General features: G+C 72.4%; 11 protein-coding genes. 6 read left to right on the top strand and 5 right to left on the bottom strand.

Annotation, left to right across the window (positions count from 1 at the left end; genetic code table 11):
- Positions 1–72: 72 nt before the first annotated feature.
- A complete protein-coding gene (locus AL2_RS24155) occupies positions 73–1,278 on the top strand; it encodes an ROK family transcriptional regulator (RefSeq protein WP_067637231.1) in 1,206 nt (401 codons plus the stop codon).
- Here the strand turns inward: AL2_RS24155 and AL2_RS24150 are convergent.
- From AL2_RS24150 to AL2_RS24140, 3 genes are read right to left on the bottom strand one after another with little or no spacing between them, the layout of a single operon-like run.
- Positions 1,275–2,813, bottom strand: coding sequence for a glycoside hydrolase family 43 protein (locus tag AL2_RS24150; protein ID WP_067637229.1), 1,539 nt, complete (start codon positions 2,811–2,813; stop codon positions 1,275–1,277). The two genes, AL2_RS24155 and AL2_RS24150, sit on opposite strands and share 4 nt — an antisense overlap.
- A complete protein-coding gene (locus AL2_RS24145) occupies positions 2,810–5,131 on the bottom strand; it encodes a beta-xylosidase/alpha-l-arabinosidase (RefSeq protein ID WP_067637227.1) in 2,322 nt (773 codons plus the stop codon). Before AL2_RS24145 ends, AL2_RS24150 begins: the two co-directional genes overlap by 4 nt.
- Positions 5,128–6,159 carry a LacI family DNA-binding transcriptional regulator gene (locus AL2_RS24140; protein ID WP_067637490.1) on the bottom strand — a complete coding sequence of 344 codons (1,032 nt, stop codon included), beginning with the start codon at positions 6,157–6,159 and terminating at the stop codon, positions 5,128–5,130. The genes AL2_RS24145 and AL2_RS24140 overlap by 4 nt, the downstream gene beginning before the upstream one ends.
- A 270-nt stretch (positions 6,160–6,429) precedes the next feature.
- Between AL2_RS24140 and AL2_RS24135 the strand changes: the two genes are divergently transcribed.
- The 4 genes from AL2_RS24135 (at position 6,430) to AL2_RS24120 (ending at position 10,779) form a co-directional block, all read left to right on the top strand.
- Positions 6,430–7,728, top strand: coding sequence for an extracellular solute-binding protein (locus AL2_RS24135; RefSeq protein ID WP_067637225.1), 1,299 nt, complete (start codon positions 6,430–6,432; stop codon positions 7,726–7,728).
- Positions 7,725–8,717 carry a carbohydrate ABC transporter permease gene (locus AL2_RS24130; protein WP_067637223.1) on the top strand — a complete coding sequence of 331 codons (993 nt, stop codon included), beginning with the start codon at positions 7,725–7,727 and terminating at the stop codon, positions 8,715–8,717. The genes AL2_RS24135 and AL2_RS24130 overlap by 4 nt, the downstream gene beginning before the upstream one ends.
- Positions 8,714–9,541 (top strand): carbohydrate ABC transporter permease, encoded by an 828-nt coding sequence (locus AL2_RS24125; RefSeq protein WP_067637221.1) that lies wholly within the window; start codon positions 8,714–8,716, stop codon positions 9,539–9,541. The genes AL2_RS24130 and AL2_RS24125 overlap by 4 nt, the downstream gene beginning before the upstream one ends.
- A gap of 161 nt (positions 9,542–9,702) precedes the next feature.
- Positions 9,703–10,779: a lytic polysaccharide monooxygenase auxiliary activity family 9 protein gene (locus AL2_RS24120; RefSeq protein WP_067637219.1), complete on the top strand. Its 1,077-nt coding sequence runs from the start codon at positions 9,703–9,705 to the stop codon at positions 10,777–10,779.
- Positions 10,780–11,164: 385 nt separating this feature from the next.
- Here the strand turns inward: AL2_RS24120 and AL2_RS24115 are convergent, their stop codons facing one another.
- Positions 11,165–12,901 (bottom strand): glycoside hydrolase family 6 protein, encoded by a 1,737-nt coding sequence (locus AL2_RS24115; RefSeq protein WP_067637217.1) that lies wholly within the window; start codon positions 12,899–12,901, stop codon positions 11,165–11,167.
- An 84-nt stretch (positions 12,902–12,985) separates the two neighbouring features.
- Positions 12,986–14,497: a cellulase family glycosylhydrolase gene (locus AL2_RS24110; RefSeq protein WP_083946847.1), complete on the bottom strand. Its 1,512-nt coding sequence runs from the start codon at positions 14,495–14,497 to the stop codon at positions 12,986–12,988.
- A gap of 297 nt (positions 14,498–14,794) precedes the next feature.
- Between AL2_RS24110 and AL2_RS24105 the strand changes: the two genes are divergently transcribed.
- Positions 14,795–15,829: a LacI family DNA-binding transcriptional regulator gene (locus tag AL2_RS24105; protein WP_067637215.1), complete on the top strand. Its 1,035-nt coding sequence runs from the start codon at positions 14,795–14,797 to the stop codon at positions 15,827–15,829.
- The last annotated feature ends 18 nt before the right edge of the window (positions 15,830–15,847 follow it).

Raw genomic sequence — 15,847 nt, 5'->3', positions numbered from 1 at the left:
AGAGCTTGGACTAATTAAGGTAGCAGAGGGTCGCTGCCCTGCCTATAGAAGCGCTTCATTTAAGGTTTGTTCATGACAAAGTCCGCGAACGCCCCCGTCCGGCACGCGACGATGCGCGAGCGGAACCTCGCCGTCGTCCTGGAGCACGTGGCCCGGCACCAGCCCGTGACCAGGGCGCGGCTCGCCGAGCTGACCGGCTTCACCAAGACGACCGTGTCCAACCTCGTCGCCCTGCTGGAGGGCGCCGGGCTGGTCCGGGTCGGCGCGCCCGTCCACGAGGGGGAGCGCGGGCGCCCCGGCGTGGGCGTGTCCCTGCACGGCGACGGCGCCGCCGGGCTCGGCCTCGAGGTCAACGTGGACTACCTCGCCGCCTGCGTCCTCGACCTCGCCAAGCAGGTCCGCTACCGGCACGTGATCAGCTCCGACAACCGCGGGCGCGAGCCCGCCGCCGTCCTCGCCGCGCTGTCGGCGCTCGCGGCCGAGGCGGTCGCGGCCGCCGCCGGGCAGGGCCTCACCGTCGCCGGCGCCGCGGTCGCCCTGCCCGGCCTGCTCGACCGCGAGAACGGCGTGGTGCGGCGCGCCCCCAACCTCGGCTGGACCGACGTCCCCGTCACCGGCGCGCCCGGCCTCGCGGCGGCGCTGCCCGCCGAGTACGACAACGAGGCCAACCTGGCGGCGCTCGGCGAGGTGTGGTTCGGCGGCGGCGCCCGCTTCGGCGACTTCGTGCACGTGTCGGGCGAGATCGGGATCGGCGCCGGGATCGTCGTGGACGGGCGGGTGTTCCGCGGCGCGCACGGCTTCGCCGGCGAACTCGGCCACCTCATCGCCGAGCCGTCCGGCCCGCCCTGCTCGTGCGGCGGGCGCGGCTGCCTGGAGCAGATCGCCGGCCAGGAGGCGATGCTGCGCGCCGCCGGGCTGCCCGTGACGCGGCCGGCCGGCGGCCCGCGGGGCTCGGTCGGCAGGCTCGCCGAGCGGCTCGCCGCCGGCGACCCGGCCGCGCTGGACGCGGTGGCCCGCGCCGGCCGGGCGCTCGGCGGCGCGCTCGCCTCGGTCGTCAACCTGATCGACCCGGACACCATCGTGCTCGGCGGCGTGTTCTCCCCGCTCGCCGAATGGGTCCGGCCGCCGCTGCAGGACGTCCTCGCGAACGGCTCCGGCGCGCTGCGGCGGGCGGTGCCGCCGGTCGAGGTCTCCGGCCTCGCCGAGGGCGCCGCCGTCCTCGGCGCGGCCGGGCTCGTCGTGGAGCGCGTGATCGCCGGCCCCGCGCTGCTCCTCTAGAGAGGGGAGTACTCGAACCAGGCGAAGTCGGCGTGGTTCGCGCTCGCCCGCCCGTTGGACGTGGCGTAGAGGCCGATGTAGGCGCCGGTGAAACCGCCCGCGACCTGGCTGGTGAGGATGTCGCCGTCCACGGGGTCGCCCAGCGGCGTCCAGATCCCCGGCTCCGTGCTGCAGGACGCCTGGTACCAGCGGCCGTGCGCCTCGAAGCCGAGCTTGACCGGCCCGGCAGCGGCCGGTCCCCTCGCCAGCACCGTTTCGATGCCCTGCTCGCGCTTGATGAGACGTATCCCCATGCTCGTCGACACGAGCAGGACGTGGAAGTCGCTGTTCTGGACGAGCGCCAGCCCCGCCAGCTCCTCATCGGCGGGCGCGAAGTCCAGCGCGGTGAAGGCGGCGAAGTCGTGGTGCTGCTGGCGGCGCCCGACGAACGACGGGTTGGCGACGTCCGCGAGGCTCTCCGGGCGGACCCGCAGCCGCAGGTGGCCGGGACGCTCGGCCAGGCTCCACCAGCGTTCCCGCGGAGTCCGCAGCATGTTCCAGGCCGGGTCCAGCTCGGGGCCGTCGAACTGGTCGCACACCGGGGCGGCCGGCCACGGGTGGGGCGGGAGCGAGGGAGCCGGGCAGATCGCCTCCAGCCGCCCGCCGGTGACCGGCCACCCGTCCTCCCAGGCGACCGGGGCCAGGAACGTCTCGCGGCCGAGGACGCACCGGTCGCCGCCGTGCGGGCGCATGGCGAGCAGCACCGCCCACCACTCGCCGTCCGGTGTCTCCACCAGGTCGGCGTGCCCGGCGCCGACGACGGGATGGCCGGCGCCGAGGTTGCGATGGGTCAGGATCGGGTTGCGCGGATTCCCCTCGTACGGGCCGGTCACCGCGTCGGCGCGCGCGACCATCACGGCGTGGTCCATGGCGGTGCCGCCCTCGGCGGTGAGCAGGAAGTACCGTCCGCCGATCTTGTACAGGTGGGAGCCCTCCGACCAGATCGCGCCCTTGACCGCCCCGTCCCAGATCACGTGCTCGTCGCCGGTCAGCGCGAGCGCCGCCGGGTCGAACCCGCGCAGCCAGATCTCGGTGTGCCCCTCGTACCTCCCGGTGAGCCGGGTGCCGGTGCACCACGCGCGGCCGTCGTCGTCGAAGAACAGCGACGGGTCGATGCCCTCGCCGTCCAGCCGGTGCGCGTCCGACCACGGCCCGGCCGGGTCGGCGGCGGTCATCACGAAGTTGCCCGACCACTCCGTCCCGTCCACCAGCGTGCAGACGAGGTAGAACGTGCCGTCGTGGTGGCGGAGCGTCGGCGCGTACAGGCCGCCCGACGCGGGGACGCCGTCCAGGGGGAGCTGCTCCGGCCGGTCGAGCGCGTGCCCGATCCGCCGCCAGTGCACCAGGTCGCGGCTGTGGAACACCGGCAGGCCCGGGAACCACTCGAACGTGGACGTCATCAGGTAGAAGTCGTCGCCCACGCGGCAGATCGACGGGTCGGGGTGGAAGCCCGGCAGCACGGGGTTGCCGAACACGGGGTCGCCTTGCAGGGTCAAAGCGGCGTCACCTCCACCGGGACGGTGAGGACGCGGTCCGGGCCGAGTTCCCGGACGGGGCCGTCCAGCGTGAAGGAGCCCTGCAGCGGCAGGTCGGCGCTCGACCGCCCCACCGCGACCTCGACGGCGCCGGGCTCGACGATGCGGCGCAGGTCCGGCCCGGTGAAGGCGGTCCGGTCGGCGTGCACCTCGAACTCGATCCGGGCCGCCTCGCCGGGTTCCAGCCGGACCCGGGCCCACCCGGCCAGCCAGCGCGCCGGCCGCACCACCGACGCGACCGGATCGGACAGGTACAGCTGGGCGACCTCGGTGCCGGCCCGGCCGCCGGTGTTGCGGACGACGGCGCTGACCGTGACGGTCCCGTCGGTGGCGGCGCGCCCGCCGACCTCGAGGTCCTCGTACTCGAACGTCGTCCAGGTCAGCCCGTAGCCGAACGGGTAGAGCGGGACGGGGTCGACCGTGCTCCAGTCGTGCCCGCCGTCCATCGGCGAGCGCAGGTAGGTGACCGGCGGGCCGGACGCGCGGCGCGGCACACTGATCGGCATCCGCCCGGACGGATCGACCCGTCCGGCGAGGACGCCCGCGACCGCGCGTCCGCCCTCCTCACCGGGGAAGAACGCCTGCACCACGGCGGCGGCGCGGTCGGCGACGCCCTCGATGGCGTAGGGACGGCCGGTCAGCATCACGACGACCGTCGGCGTGCCGGTGCCCAGGACCGCCTCGGCCAGCTCGGCCTGCCGGCCCGGCAGCGCGAGCGTCTCGACGTCGCAGCCCTCACCGGACGTGCCGCGGCCGAACAGCCCCGCCCGGTCGCCGAGCACGAGCACGCACACCTCGGCGTCCCGCGCCGCGGCGACGGCGGCCTCGATGTCGGCGTCGTCCGCGACGAGCACGTCCTTCGAGCCCGCCACCCGGACGCCGGGCAGCTCGGCGCGCAGCGCGTCCGCCACCGCCGGGATGTCCACGCCGAGCGGCAGCTCCGGGTGCTGGCGGCCGACGTGGCTCGGGAACGTGTAGCAGCCCATCATCCCGAAGGGGTCCTCCGCGAGCGGGCCCGTCACCACGACCCCGTCGCCGGACCGCAGCGGCAGCACGCCGTCGTTGGCCAGCAGGACGACCGACTCCTCGGCCAGCCGGCGCGCGAGCGCGCGGTGCTCGGGCGGGTCGAAGTCCAGCGCCGCCCCGTCCCCGCCGGCGGGCACGCCGTCGAGCAGGCCGAGCTCGGCCTTCATCGTGAGCACCCGGCCGGCGGCCCGGTCCAGCAGCTCCTCCGGGACGGCGCCCGACCGGACGAGCTCCAGCAGCGGCTCGCCGTAGCAGCGGACGGTCGGCAGCTCCACGTCGATCCCGGCGCGCAGCGCGAGGGCGCCGGCCTCGCCCCGCGACCCGGCCACCCGGTGCCGGGTCTCCAGGAACGAGATCCCGAAGTAGTCGGCGACGACGATGCCGGTGAAGCCCAGCTCGTCGCGCAGCAGCCCGGTCAGCAGCCGCTCGTCGGCGGCGGCGGGCATCGCGTCGACGTCGGTGTAGGAGTGCATGACCGAGCGGGCGCCGCCGTCGCGCAGCGCCATGACGAACGGTTCGAGGACGATGTCGGCGAACTCGCGCGGCCCGATCGGCGTCGGCGCCATGTTCCGGCCCGCGCGGGAGGCGGAGTAGCCGGCGAAGTGCTTCAGCGTCGTGACGATGCCGGACCGTTCCATGGCCCTCACGTAGGCCGTGCCGAGGACCCCGACGAGATACGGGTCCTCGCCGATGCACTCCTCCGTCCGGCCCCAGCGGGCGTCGCGGACGACGTCCAGGACGGGCGCGAGGCCCTGGTGGACGCCGGCCGCCCGCATGCTGGACCCGATCGCGGCGGCCATCTCGCCGACGAGGCCGGGGTCGAAGGTGGCGCCCCACGCGGGCGGGCTGGGGAACACGGTGGCGCCCCACGTCATGAACCCGTTGAGGCACTCCTCGTGCGCCATCGCCGGGATGCCGAACCGGTTGCCGGCGGAGACCATGCGCTGCAGCTCGCGGAGCCGCGCGGCGCCCTCGGCGGCCGGGACGGGAGAGGTCCCGAACACGCGGGTGAGCTGGCCGAGGCCGCGGTCGATGACCTCCTCCAGGGACGGGGCGGTCTCGTTCGAGTCGTCCTCCATCGGGGCCACGGGCTCGCCCGGTTCGGCGGGCATCGCCCAGAACCCGGCGAGCTGCCCCGCCTTCTCCTCCGGCGTCATCCGGGCCAGCAGGTCGGCGACCCGCTCGGCGACCGGCGACCCGGGGTCCTGCCAGGGCTCGCGGGTCGCGCTCGCGGCCGGGACGGCTTCGGTCATCGTTCCTCCGAGGGGGGCGGCGGGGCGGTGGAGGCACGGACACGCAGGTCGGTGGCCAGCTCCACGCGCGGGGTCAGCGGGGGGCGGCCGTCCAGCAGCTGCAGCAGGGTGCGGGCCGCGACGCGGCCCATCTCCTCCAGCGGCTGCCGGACGGTCGTCAGCGGCGGCGAGAGCCACTCGCAGGTGGGCAGGTCGTCGAAGCCGACGACGCTCAGGTCCTCGGGGATGCGCAGGCCGGCGAGCCGGGCCGCCTGGTAGGCGCCCATGGCCTGCTCGTCGCTGCCCGCGAAGATCGCCGTCGGCGGTTCGGGCAGCTCCAGCAGCTCGCGGGTGCGGGCGAAACCGCCGCGGTGGTGGAAGTCGCCGTAGCGGACGAGGTCCTTGTCGACCTCGATCCCGGCGCGCTCCAGCGCCGTCCGGTAGCCGTCCACGCGGGCCTGGGTGCAGAGCATGTCGGCCGGGCCGCCGACCATCGCGATGCGGCGGTGGCCGAGCTCGATCAGGTGCTCGGTGGCGGCGAGGCCGCCGGCCCAGTTGGTGGCGCCGACGCTGGCGATCTCGGTGTCCGGCAGGTTCACCGGGTCGACCAGCACGAGCGCGACACCGGCCCGCTCCAGCTGCTCGCGCTGGCGGCGGGTCATCCGGGACGTGACCAGGATGACGCCGTCGCTGTGGTGCAGCGCGGGCAGGTTCTGCCAGCTCGGCGGCCGGGCGTCGTCCTCGCGGACCAGCGAGACGACGACGCCGGTGCCGTGCTCGGCGCACTCGCCCTCCACGCCGCGCATGATCTCGACCGCCCACGGGCTGTCCAGGCCGGCCAGGACCAGGTCGATCAGGCCGGACCTGCGGGCCCGGCGGGAGCCGCCCGGGCCCGGGTAGTTGTGGGTGCGCAGCAGCGCCTCCACCCGCTCGCGGGTCGCGGCGGCCACGTCGGTGCGGCCGTTGAGGACCTTGGAGACCGTCGCGGGGGACACCCCCGCCTTCGAGGCGATCAGCGCCAGGGTGGGCCGGGACGGCGGGTCCGGCATCTCGTCGGTGGTGCGCACGGGCACGCTTCACTCCTCCCCGAGGAAACGATTGCGAACAGTATCGCAATGTTTCGCTCACTCCTAGCCCCCGTATCGGACTTCTCAACATTTCATTTAGGTCAACAGGCGCTGACCCCTTGACCCTGGGGTGGGCCTTTCTTAGAGTTCCACGGCAACGGCAAGCTCGAAGACTTTCGAAAACTTTCGAAGCGGAGCGGTCCCGCTCCGTCCCTCCCAGGCCAAGCCCACCCCCCGATCCAGGAGGCCATCATGGGCATTCCACACCTGTCGCGCCGTTCGTTCCTGACCGCAGTCTCCGCGGGCGCCGTGGTGGTCACCGCAGCACCCCTCCTCGTCGCCTGCGGCGACTCCGGCTCCGGCTCCGGAGGCGGCAAGGTCACCATCGAGTGGATGGACATCGCGACGACCGAGCCGTCCAAGACGCTGTACCCGCAGATCGCGAAGGCCTACGAGGCGGCGCACCCGGACGTCAAGATCAAGCTCACCAACCTGGAGAACGAGGCGTTCAAGTCGAAGATGACGGCGCTCACCGCCTCCGGCAAGCTGCCGGACATCTTCGTGACCTGGGGCGGGGGCGTCCTCAAGCAGCAGATCGACGCCGGCCTGGTGAAGGACGTCACCTCCGACGGCGCCGCCGTCCTGAGCACCTTGACGCCGGTGTCGCAGAAGCCGTACCAGTTCGACGGCAAGACCTACGCCATCCCGTACGACATGGGCGGAGTCGGCTTCTGGTACAACAAGGCGCTCTTCAAGAGGGCCGGCATCAAGGACACCCCCAAGACCTGGACGGAGTACCTGGACGCCGTCCGCAAGCTCAAGAGCGCCGGGGTCACCCCCATCGCGATCGCCGGCAAGGACAAGTGGCCCGAGATGTACTACTGGGCCTACCTCGCGATGCGCATCGGCGGTCTGTCCGCCCTGCAGCAGGCCCAGCAGAACAACGACTTCAGCGGCGCCGCCTTCGTCTCCGCCGGCCAGAAGGTCAAGGAGCTCGCCGACCTGCAGCCCTTCCAGAAGGGCTTCCAGAACGCCGGCTACGACGCGCCCGGCGGGCAGGCCGCGACCATGGGCGCCGGCAAGGCCGCCATGGAGCTGATGGGGCAGTGGGCGCCCGCGGTGGAGAAGGACGCCTCCGGCAAGGACCTCGGCGACGACCTCGGCTGGTTCCCCTTCCCGACCGTGGAGGGCGGCCAGGGCCAGGCGACCGAGGTGTTCGGCGGCGGCAACGGGCACGCGCTCAGCAAGGACGCCCCCAAGGAGGCCATCGACTTCCTGGCCTTCCTGGTGAACAACGAGAACGAGCGCAAGCTCGTCTCCTCGGGCGCGTTCATGCCGGTCGTCAAGGGCGCCGAGAGCGAGCTCGACAAGAACCGCAGGCTCGTCGCCGACGCGCTGAACAGCTCCACCGGGTTCCAGCTCTACCTCGACCAGGCGTTCCCGCCCGCGGTCGGGCAGGAGGTCAATGACAGCGTCGCGGCGCTGATCGGCGGCAAGAAGACGCCTCAGCAGGTCACCGAGTCGGTCACCAAGGCGGCAAAGAGCCAATGACATTGTCCGCCACGACCGAGAATCGGCCGCGGCACGCCGTCCGGGCCCCGCGCAAGCGGGGCCCCCAGGCGTCGATGGGGGCGCGGGTGCGCGGCTGGGCGTCCACCACCTGGTTCCTGCTGCCGGCCCTGCTGCTGTTCTTCTTCTTCGTCCTGATCCCGATCTTCGTCGCGTTCTACACGAGCTTCTTCGACTGGGGCGGCTTCGGCAAGCCCGAGGACTTCGCCGGCCTCGGCAACTACCGCAAGCTCGCCGACGACCCGGTCTTCCGCGGCGACCTCTGGCGCGGCCTGCTGCTGGTCGTGTTCTCGATCGCCGTCCAGCTGCCGATCGCGCTCGGCACCGCCGTCCTGCTGAACCAGAAGATGCGCGGCCGGGCGGTGTACCGGGCCGTCTTCTTCGCGCCCTACATCCTGTCCGAGGTCATCGCCGGCGTCCTGTTCGGCATCATCTTCCTGCCGGGCGACGGGCTGGCCGACCAGCTCGTCGGGGGCCTGCCGCTGGTCGGCGACCTCGCCGGCAAGTGGTTCGCCGACCCCGGCACCGCGCTGCCCACCCTGTTCGCCGTCATGACGTGGAAGTACTTCGGCTTCCACATGATGATCTACCTCGCCGGGCTGCAGGGCGTCCCGTCGGAGGTGCTGGAGGCCGCCTCGATCGACGGGGCCGGACCGTGGCGGCGGTTCCGCAGCGTCACGCTGCCGCTGCTCGCCCCGACCCTGCGGATCAGCGTGTTCCTGTCCGTCATCGGCTCGATCCAGCTCTTCGACCTCGTATGGGTCACCACGACGGGCGGGCCGACGCACTCCACGGAGACGATGGCCGTCACCATGTTCCAGTTCGGCTTCAAGCGCTACCAGATGGGCTACGCGAGCGCGATCAGCGTGGCCATGTTCGTGATCAGCATGATCTTCTCCCTGATCTACCAGCGGTACGCGCTCCGCCGCGACCTGCAGGGCGCCGTCACCTCCGCGGGAGGCCGCCGATGAGAACGACCCTCGCGCGGAGCATGTCCAGGCACGCCATGGTCTGGGTGCTCGGCTCCTTCATCGTCGTCCCGCTGCTGTACGCGGTGATCTCCGGGTTCAAGACCACCGGAGACCTCACCGCCGACCCGTTCGGACTGCCCGACGACTGGAAGGTCTCGAACTACACGGGCATCCTGTCGTCCGGCGACTTCTGGCGGCAGATCAGCAACAGCATCCTGATCGCGGTCGCCACGACGCTGATCACGGTCGCGGTGTCGGCGCTGGCGGCGTTCGCGTTCGCCCGCTACGCGTTCCGGGGCAGGGAGTTCTTCTTCACCCTGTTCGCGCTGGGGCTGATGTTCCCGCCCGCGGTCGCGGTGCTGCCGCTGTTCGTCCTGCTGCGCTCGTTCGGGCTGCTGGACAACCCGCTCGGCATCGTCCTGCCGCAGGCCGCGTTCGCGCTGCCCGTCACGATCATCATCCTGCGGTCGTTCTTCCGGACGATCCCCGCGGAACTGGAGGAGGCCGCCATCATGGACGGCTGCTCCAGGTTCGGGTTCTTCTGGCGCATCCTGCTGCCGATGGCGCGGCCCGCCCTCGGCACCGTGTCGGTCCTCGCCATCGTGACGAGCTGGAACAACTTCTTCCTGCCGCTGCTGGTGCTGGCCGACCCCAAATGGCAGACGATCCCCGTCGGCATCCAGCAGTTCCAGGGGCAGTACTCGACGAACTACGCGCTCGTCATCGCCTACATCGTGCTGGCGATGGTCCCCGCGCTGGCGTTCTACGCCGTCGCCGAGCGCCAGCTGATCGGAGGCCTCACCGCCGGCGCCACGAAGGGCTGAGCGCCCGTCACGGGGGACGGCCCGGACGACCTCGTCCGGGCCGTATGGTCCTGTCCTCCCGGGCCCCGGATGAAAGGCTGAAAGGGCCGTTCCGGGGCCGGCCGACGCGGAGTTAGCTTCCGGTTGGACAGGACTCTGCTCACCCCGTGGACGGGAGGACGATGGGAAAGCGACGACGAAGAGCGCTGCTGGCGGGGGCGGTACTCGGCCCCGCCATGCTCGCCGGCGCGCTGCTGACGGCCGCGCCGGCGTCCGCGCACGGCGCGATGATGATGCCGGGAAGCCGCACGTACCTGTGCTGGAAGGACGGGCTGACCGCGAGCGGGCAGATCGTCCCGCACAACCCGGCCTGCGCGGCGGCGGTCGCGCAGAGCGGCCCGAACTCGCTCTACAACTGGTTCGCCGTGCTCCGCTCGGACGGCGCCGGCCGCACCCGCGGCTTCATCCCGGACGGGAACCTGTGCAGCGGCGGCGCGGTCGTGTACGACTTCAGCGGCTACGACCTGGCCCGCGACGACTGGCCGGTCACGCACCTGACGTCGGGCGCGACCATGGAGTTCAGGTTCAACAAGTGGGCGGCGCACCCGGGAACGTTCCGTACCTACATCACCAAGGACACCTGGAGTCCGACCCGGCCGCTCAGCTGGGACGACCTGGAGAGCGAGCCGTTCTACAGCGCCACCGACCCGGCGAGCGTCGGGTCGCCGGGCAACGAGGACGCCTACTACCACTGGAACGCCCAGCTGCCGTCCGGCAAGAGCGGACGCCACATCATCTACACCGTGTGGCAGCGCTCGGACAGCAACGAGACGTTCTACGGCTGCTCCGACGTCGTGTTCGACGGCGGCAACGGCGAGGTGACCGGCGTCGGCGAGGGCGACGGCGACCCGACCGATCCGCCCACCGATCCCACGGACCCGCCCGGCACGCCCGGCATGGTGTGCACCGCCGACTACCAGTCCATCAACAGCTGGGGCGGCGGCTACCAGGGCGAGATCAAGGTCACCAACACCGGCACGCTGCCGCTCAACGGCTGGATGGCGCACTTCACCTTCGCCAACGGCGAGACGGTCGGCAGCCTGTGGAACGGCACCTACACGCAGTCCGGTCCGGACGTCACGGTGAAGAACGCGGCCTGGAACGGCGCGCTGGCCGTCGGCGCCTCGGCGACGTTCGGGTTCACGGTCAACGCCCCGAGTTCGGCGACGGACCTCGAACCGCACTGCATGACCTCCTGACACAGCACCCGCTCCCGACCCGGGCACGGCCCGCGGCGTCCGACAGGGGACGCCGCGGGCCGCTCGCGTTCCGGCCGCTCCTTTCCCCGCCCCGCCGTTCCCCCGGCCGCTCCGGTCCCCGTCCCGCCGTTTCCCGGCCGGTCTGGTCCCCACCTACCGTGTCTCCGGCCGGTCTGGTCTCCGGCTGGTCTCCGGCCGGTCCGTTTCCCGGCCGGTCTGGTCCTGGCCAATCTGATCCCCGGCCCGCCGTTTCCCCGCCGGTATGGTCCCTGGCCGGTCCGGATCCCGGCCGGTCTGGGCACCTCTGTGGACTCCGTCCTCCTGGAGACAGGGAGAGGCCCCGTGACCGGGAGCGGGTCACGGGGCCTGTTTCCTGGTAGGCCGGTTACTGGACGGGCGGGTAGGCGTTCTTCAGCAGCTCCTGGAACTGCGCGGAGAACCAGTGCCCGGACAGCGGCGCGTTCGGCAGGGCGCCGCTCATGTGGTTGTTGTTGCGCGGGTTGCCGGTGTACGTGGGGTCGCACATCCGGTCGAAGCCCTTGCCCTCGTCGTTCGGGATCTCGGAGCTGGCCCCGTCCGACTCGCCCGGAGGCTTGATCCAGACGTAGGCGTCGATGCCGGTCGCGGGCGCGGCCTTCGGGCGCTCGCCGAGGCCGGCGCCGGCCTGGTTGCACCAGTTGCCGAGGTGGATGCGGCGGTCGATGCGGCCGCCGTCGACGTAGGCGTTCACGTCCGTCTGCGGGCCGGGCCCGGTCGGCCGCTCGGAACCGCCCCAGCCGTTGCGGCTCGTGTCGATGAGCATGCCGATGCCCGAGTCGAAGCCTTCGCCGATGAGCTCCTGGCGGAACGCCTGGGCGTAGGACTGCTCGTCCACGTAGCGGTTCCAGTCGACCCACGAGGACTGGCGGACTGACGTGCCGTTCACCGAGTCGTCGATGGTGAAGTAGGGCTCCTTCAGCGCCCCGTAGTTGGCGGTGTTGGTGATGAAGCCGGCCACGTTGCTCTTGGAGCCGGACATGTCGGCGGTGTCGGCGAGCAGCTGCGCGGTCGGGCCGAAGTTGTCGTCCCAGCCGATCCAGCCGTGGTGGCCGATGTCGATGTAGTTGTAGACGTTCGACAGGGCGCCGAGCTTCTGCAGCGCGTAGGCGATGCCCTTCTCGTAGTTGCCGTTCGCCTTCATGACGTCGCAGTTCTCGGTGGCGGTCGGCCGGTCGCCGGCGTTGGTGACGAGGTTTGGCAGCGAGTCGATCTCGACGACCGTGACGATCCGCAGGTCGGCGTACTTGGCGTCGCCGAGGATCTGCGCGATCGGGTCGATGAAGTCCGACTTGTACCGGTCGAGCTCCGTCGGGCCGAGTTCGCCGTTGGACGCGAGCGCGGAGCAGTCGCGGCCGGGCAGGTCGTAGACGACGAGCTGGATCACCCCGGCGCCCTGGCTGAGCGCCTCGTCGAGGTGGTCGCGCAGGCCCATGCCGCCGTTCGCGCCCTCGATCGCGGCGATCCGGTCCAGCCACACGCCGGTCGGCTGGTTCGCGATCGCGCTGCCGCCGGGCTCGGCGGCGGCGTTGGCGGACCACTCGGGGTTCACGTAGACCTTCGCCCCGGCGTACGGGTTGTCGACGCGGTCACCCGGCGGCGGTGTCACCGGCGGCGTGGTGGGCGGGTCGGTGTCGTCGCCGCCGCCGGTCGAGCCGTCGCACACCGTCCCGTTCAGCTTGAACTGGGCTGGCTTCGCGTTCGAGCCGGAGTAGGTGCCCTGGAAGCCCGGGGTGACCGTCGCGTTCGTGCCGAGCGACCCGGCCCAGCTCGGGTTCTTCACGGTGACGTGCTTGCCGGACTGGGTGAACGTCCCGTTCCAGCCGTTCGTCACCTGCTGGTTGCCGGCGAAGTCCCACTCCAGCGTCCAGCTGCTGAGGGCGTCACCCAGGTTGGTGATCTTCACGTTGGCGGTGAAGCCGCTGCCCCAGTCGTTGGTCGTGTAGTCGACGGTGCAGCCGGCGGCCGCGCTGGCCTGGGCCTGGGCCAGCGCGACCGTGCCTGAGGCGAGCAGGACGGCCGCCGCGGCGGCCGATACGCCGCGGCGCCGGGCGCCGGGCCTCCTGCGCGCGGGGGGGTGCTTCATGCGGGTTTCCTCCATCTGGTTGAGCGGATCTCTTGCGGGAGGGGCAGGGGACGTGCCGGAAGGGTCGAGGGCGTGCCGGCGGGATCAGCCGGCGGACCGCAGATGGTCGCGGAGCCCGGCGCCGTACGCGGTGGGGGTGCCGTCGTAGGAGCTGATCAGCGAGGGGCCGGAGGAGCAGTCCCACGTGTTCCACGTCCAGCCGAGGTAGGACGCACTGTGCGCGTCCAGCCAGGCCATCAGCGTGTCGACGTAGGAGTGGCCGCAGGTGTTCTCGCCGATCTCGCCGGCGACGAGCGGCACCTGCGCGGCGACGGGCGCGAGCTGCTGGTCCCAGCAGGACGCGTCCTTGCAGTAGTTGAAGTTGTAGGAGTGCCAGGCGGCCGCGAGGTTCCCGGTGGGGTCGGACGGCTTCTGCGCGAGCCACTGGCCGAGGTCGTTGGAGTAGCTGCTGCCGGCCACCATCACGACGTTCTCCGCCCCGGTGGAGCGGACGGCGTCGAGGAGGTCCTGCATCCCGGCGGCCTCGTAGCCGAGGCCGGTGCAGGCCGAGCCGCCGTCGCGCCAGCACTTCCACGACTGGTCGTAGTCCATGACCTGCAGATTGTTCGGGTACGGCTCGTTGAAAAGGTCGAAGACGACGGCCGTGTCGTTCTTGTAGGCGGTGGCGAGCTGCTTCCAGAACTCCGGCGAGTATTCGGCGTCCGGCATCGGCTTCTGGCATTCCGCGTTCGCCGTGTCGCAATGGTTGTCATTGCCGGTCCACAGTCCGTGGCTCCAATGCAGCTCCAGAATGGGCGTGATGCCGTTCTTTTCGAGAAGGGCGACGTAGTCCTTCACCGCGTTCTGGTACGCGGCGCCGCGATAGGCCGGATCGACGTTGCCCAGGCCCAGCCAGCAGTCGGAGTTGAGCGGCACGCGGACGGCGTTGACGTTCCAGCTCCTGATGGCCGCGACCGAGGCCGCGTCCATCGGGCCGTCCCAGAGGCCGTTGCCCTGGACGCAGGCGAACTCGCCGCCGGACCGGTTCACCCCGCGCAGCCGCACGGTGTTCCCGGAGGCGTCCGCGAACGTGTTGCCGGAGACCTTCAGCTTCGGCGCCGGCCCGTCGGCCGGGGGAGTGTCCGGTGGCGTGGTCGGAGTCGTCGGCGTCTCGGACGGGTCCGCGTCGTCGTTGCAGGCCACCCCGTTCACCGCGAAGGCGGTCGGGTCGGCGTTGGTGCCGCTGTAGCCGAACTGGGCTCCGGCCTGGACGGCGGCGCCGGTCGCGAGGGAGCCGTTCCAGCTCTCGTTCACGACGGTGACGGTCTGGCCGGACTGCGACCACCGCCCGTTCCAGCCGTTCGCCAGCCGCTGGTTCCCGGTGTAGGAGTACGTCAGCGTCCAGCCGGTGACGGCCGGGCCCCGGTTGGTGATCGTGACGGCGGCCGTGAAGCCCGTGCCCCAGTCGTTGGTGGTGTAGCCGACCTGGCAGGCGACGGCGGCATGGGCCGCCGGCGCGCCGAGCACGGCCGCGGCTCCGGCGGCCAGCGAGCCCGCCGCGCAGACCGCGCCGGTCAGCGCGGCCACCGCGGCGGTGCGCGGGGAAGGCGATCTCATGAGATCTCCGCTTTCACGTCGGTTCTTTCTGCTTGGGAGCGCTCCCACTCCTGGACTGCGGTGAACGTAGAACGGGCCGGACGCGGTGTGGAAGACCCGTTCCATTCCTTTCACGAAATTTCACGGCGCCTCGCGCGCGCGGTGCGGGACGGGGGATGGGCGGACCATGGGCAAAAACCGTTTGGCCTGTGACACTTGACACAATCGGCCTCCGAACCGATTCTTGGGAGCGCTCCCACTACTCCCGACCCGGTCCACCCCGCCAAGGCCCGGGACCCCCCGAAGGGAGTGCCAAGCGTGACCCTCACCCACCCCGAAGACCCCACCCTCCCCGACCGGCCCCCGACCCTCGCCCACGTGGCCGAGCTCGCCGGCGTCTCGCCCGCGACGGCGTCCCGCGTGCTCAACGGCTCCGCCAGGGTCAGCCGGTCGGCCCGCCTCCAGGTCGAGGCGGCCGTCGAGCGGCTCGGCTACGTCCGGCGCCGCAGCGGCTCGCCCGACCGGGAGTCGTCCGGCACGATCGCGGCCGTCGTGTGCGAGGACGCCTGCCGCGTCCTCGGCGACCCGTACTTCGCCCGCCTGCTGTGGGGCGTGCGCCGCGAGCTCGACGGCCGGGCGCCGCTCGTCGTCCTCATGGCCGGCCGGCCGGACGAGTGGCGCGCCACCACCGGCTACCTGCGCGGCGGCCGGGCCGAGGGCGTGCTGCTCGTCGGCGCGCGCCGCGACCAGGTCGCCCCGCTCGTGCAGGCCGCGGCCGGCGCCCCCGTGGTGCTGGCCGGGCGCCCCCTCGACGAGGTGGCGCTGCCGTACGTCGACGTCGACAACCGGGGCGGCGCGCACGCCGCCGTCCGGCACCTGCTCACCACCGGCCGCCGCCGCATCGGCACCATCGCCGGGCCCGCCGACATGGGCGCGGCCGTCGACCGGCTGGCCGGCTACCGGCTCGCCGCCCGGGAGGCCGGGATGGGCGTCAACGGGCTGGTCTGCCAGGGCGACTTCGGCCGGCTGTCCGGCGAGCGGGCGATGCGCCGGCTGCTGGAGCGCCGCCCGGACGTCGACGCGGTGCTCGCCGCGTCCGACCAGATGGCCGTCGGCGCGCTCAGCGCGCTGCGCCGGGCGGGCCGCCGCGTCCCCGACGACGTCGCGGTCGTCGGGTTCGACGACGCCCCGGTCGCCCGGCAGGTGCGGCCCCGGCTGACCACCGTCCGGCAGCCCGCCGAGGACCTCGGCGCCCGGCTGGCCCGCGAGCTGCGCGCCTGCACCGGCGGCAGGCCGAACACCGAGCGAGGCGTCGTGCTGCGCACCAAGTTGATCATCCGGGAGTCCGGCTGACGGCCCCGGTCTGACGCG

The organism is Actinomadura latina NBRC 106108 (genome assembly GCF_001552195.1).
GTDB classification, from domain to species: Bacteria; Actinomycetota; Actinomycetes; order Streptosporangiales; family Streptosporangiaceae; genus Spirillospora; species Spirillospora latina.
This window is presented reverse-complemented; position numbering and strand designations above follow the sequence as displayed.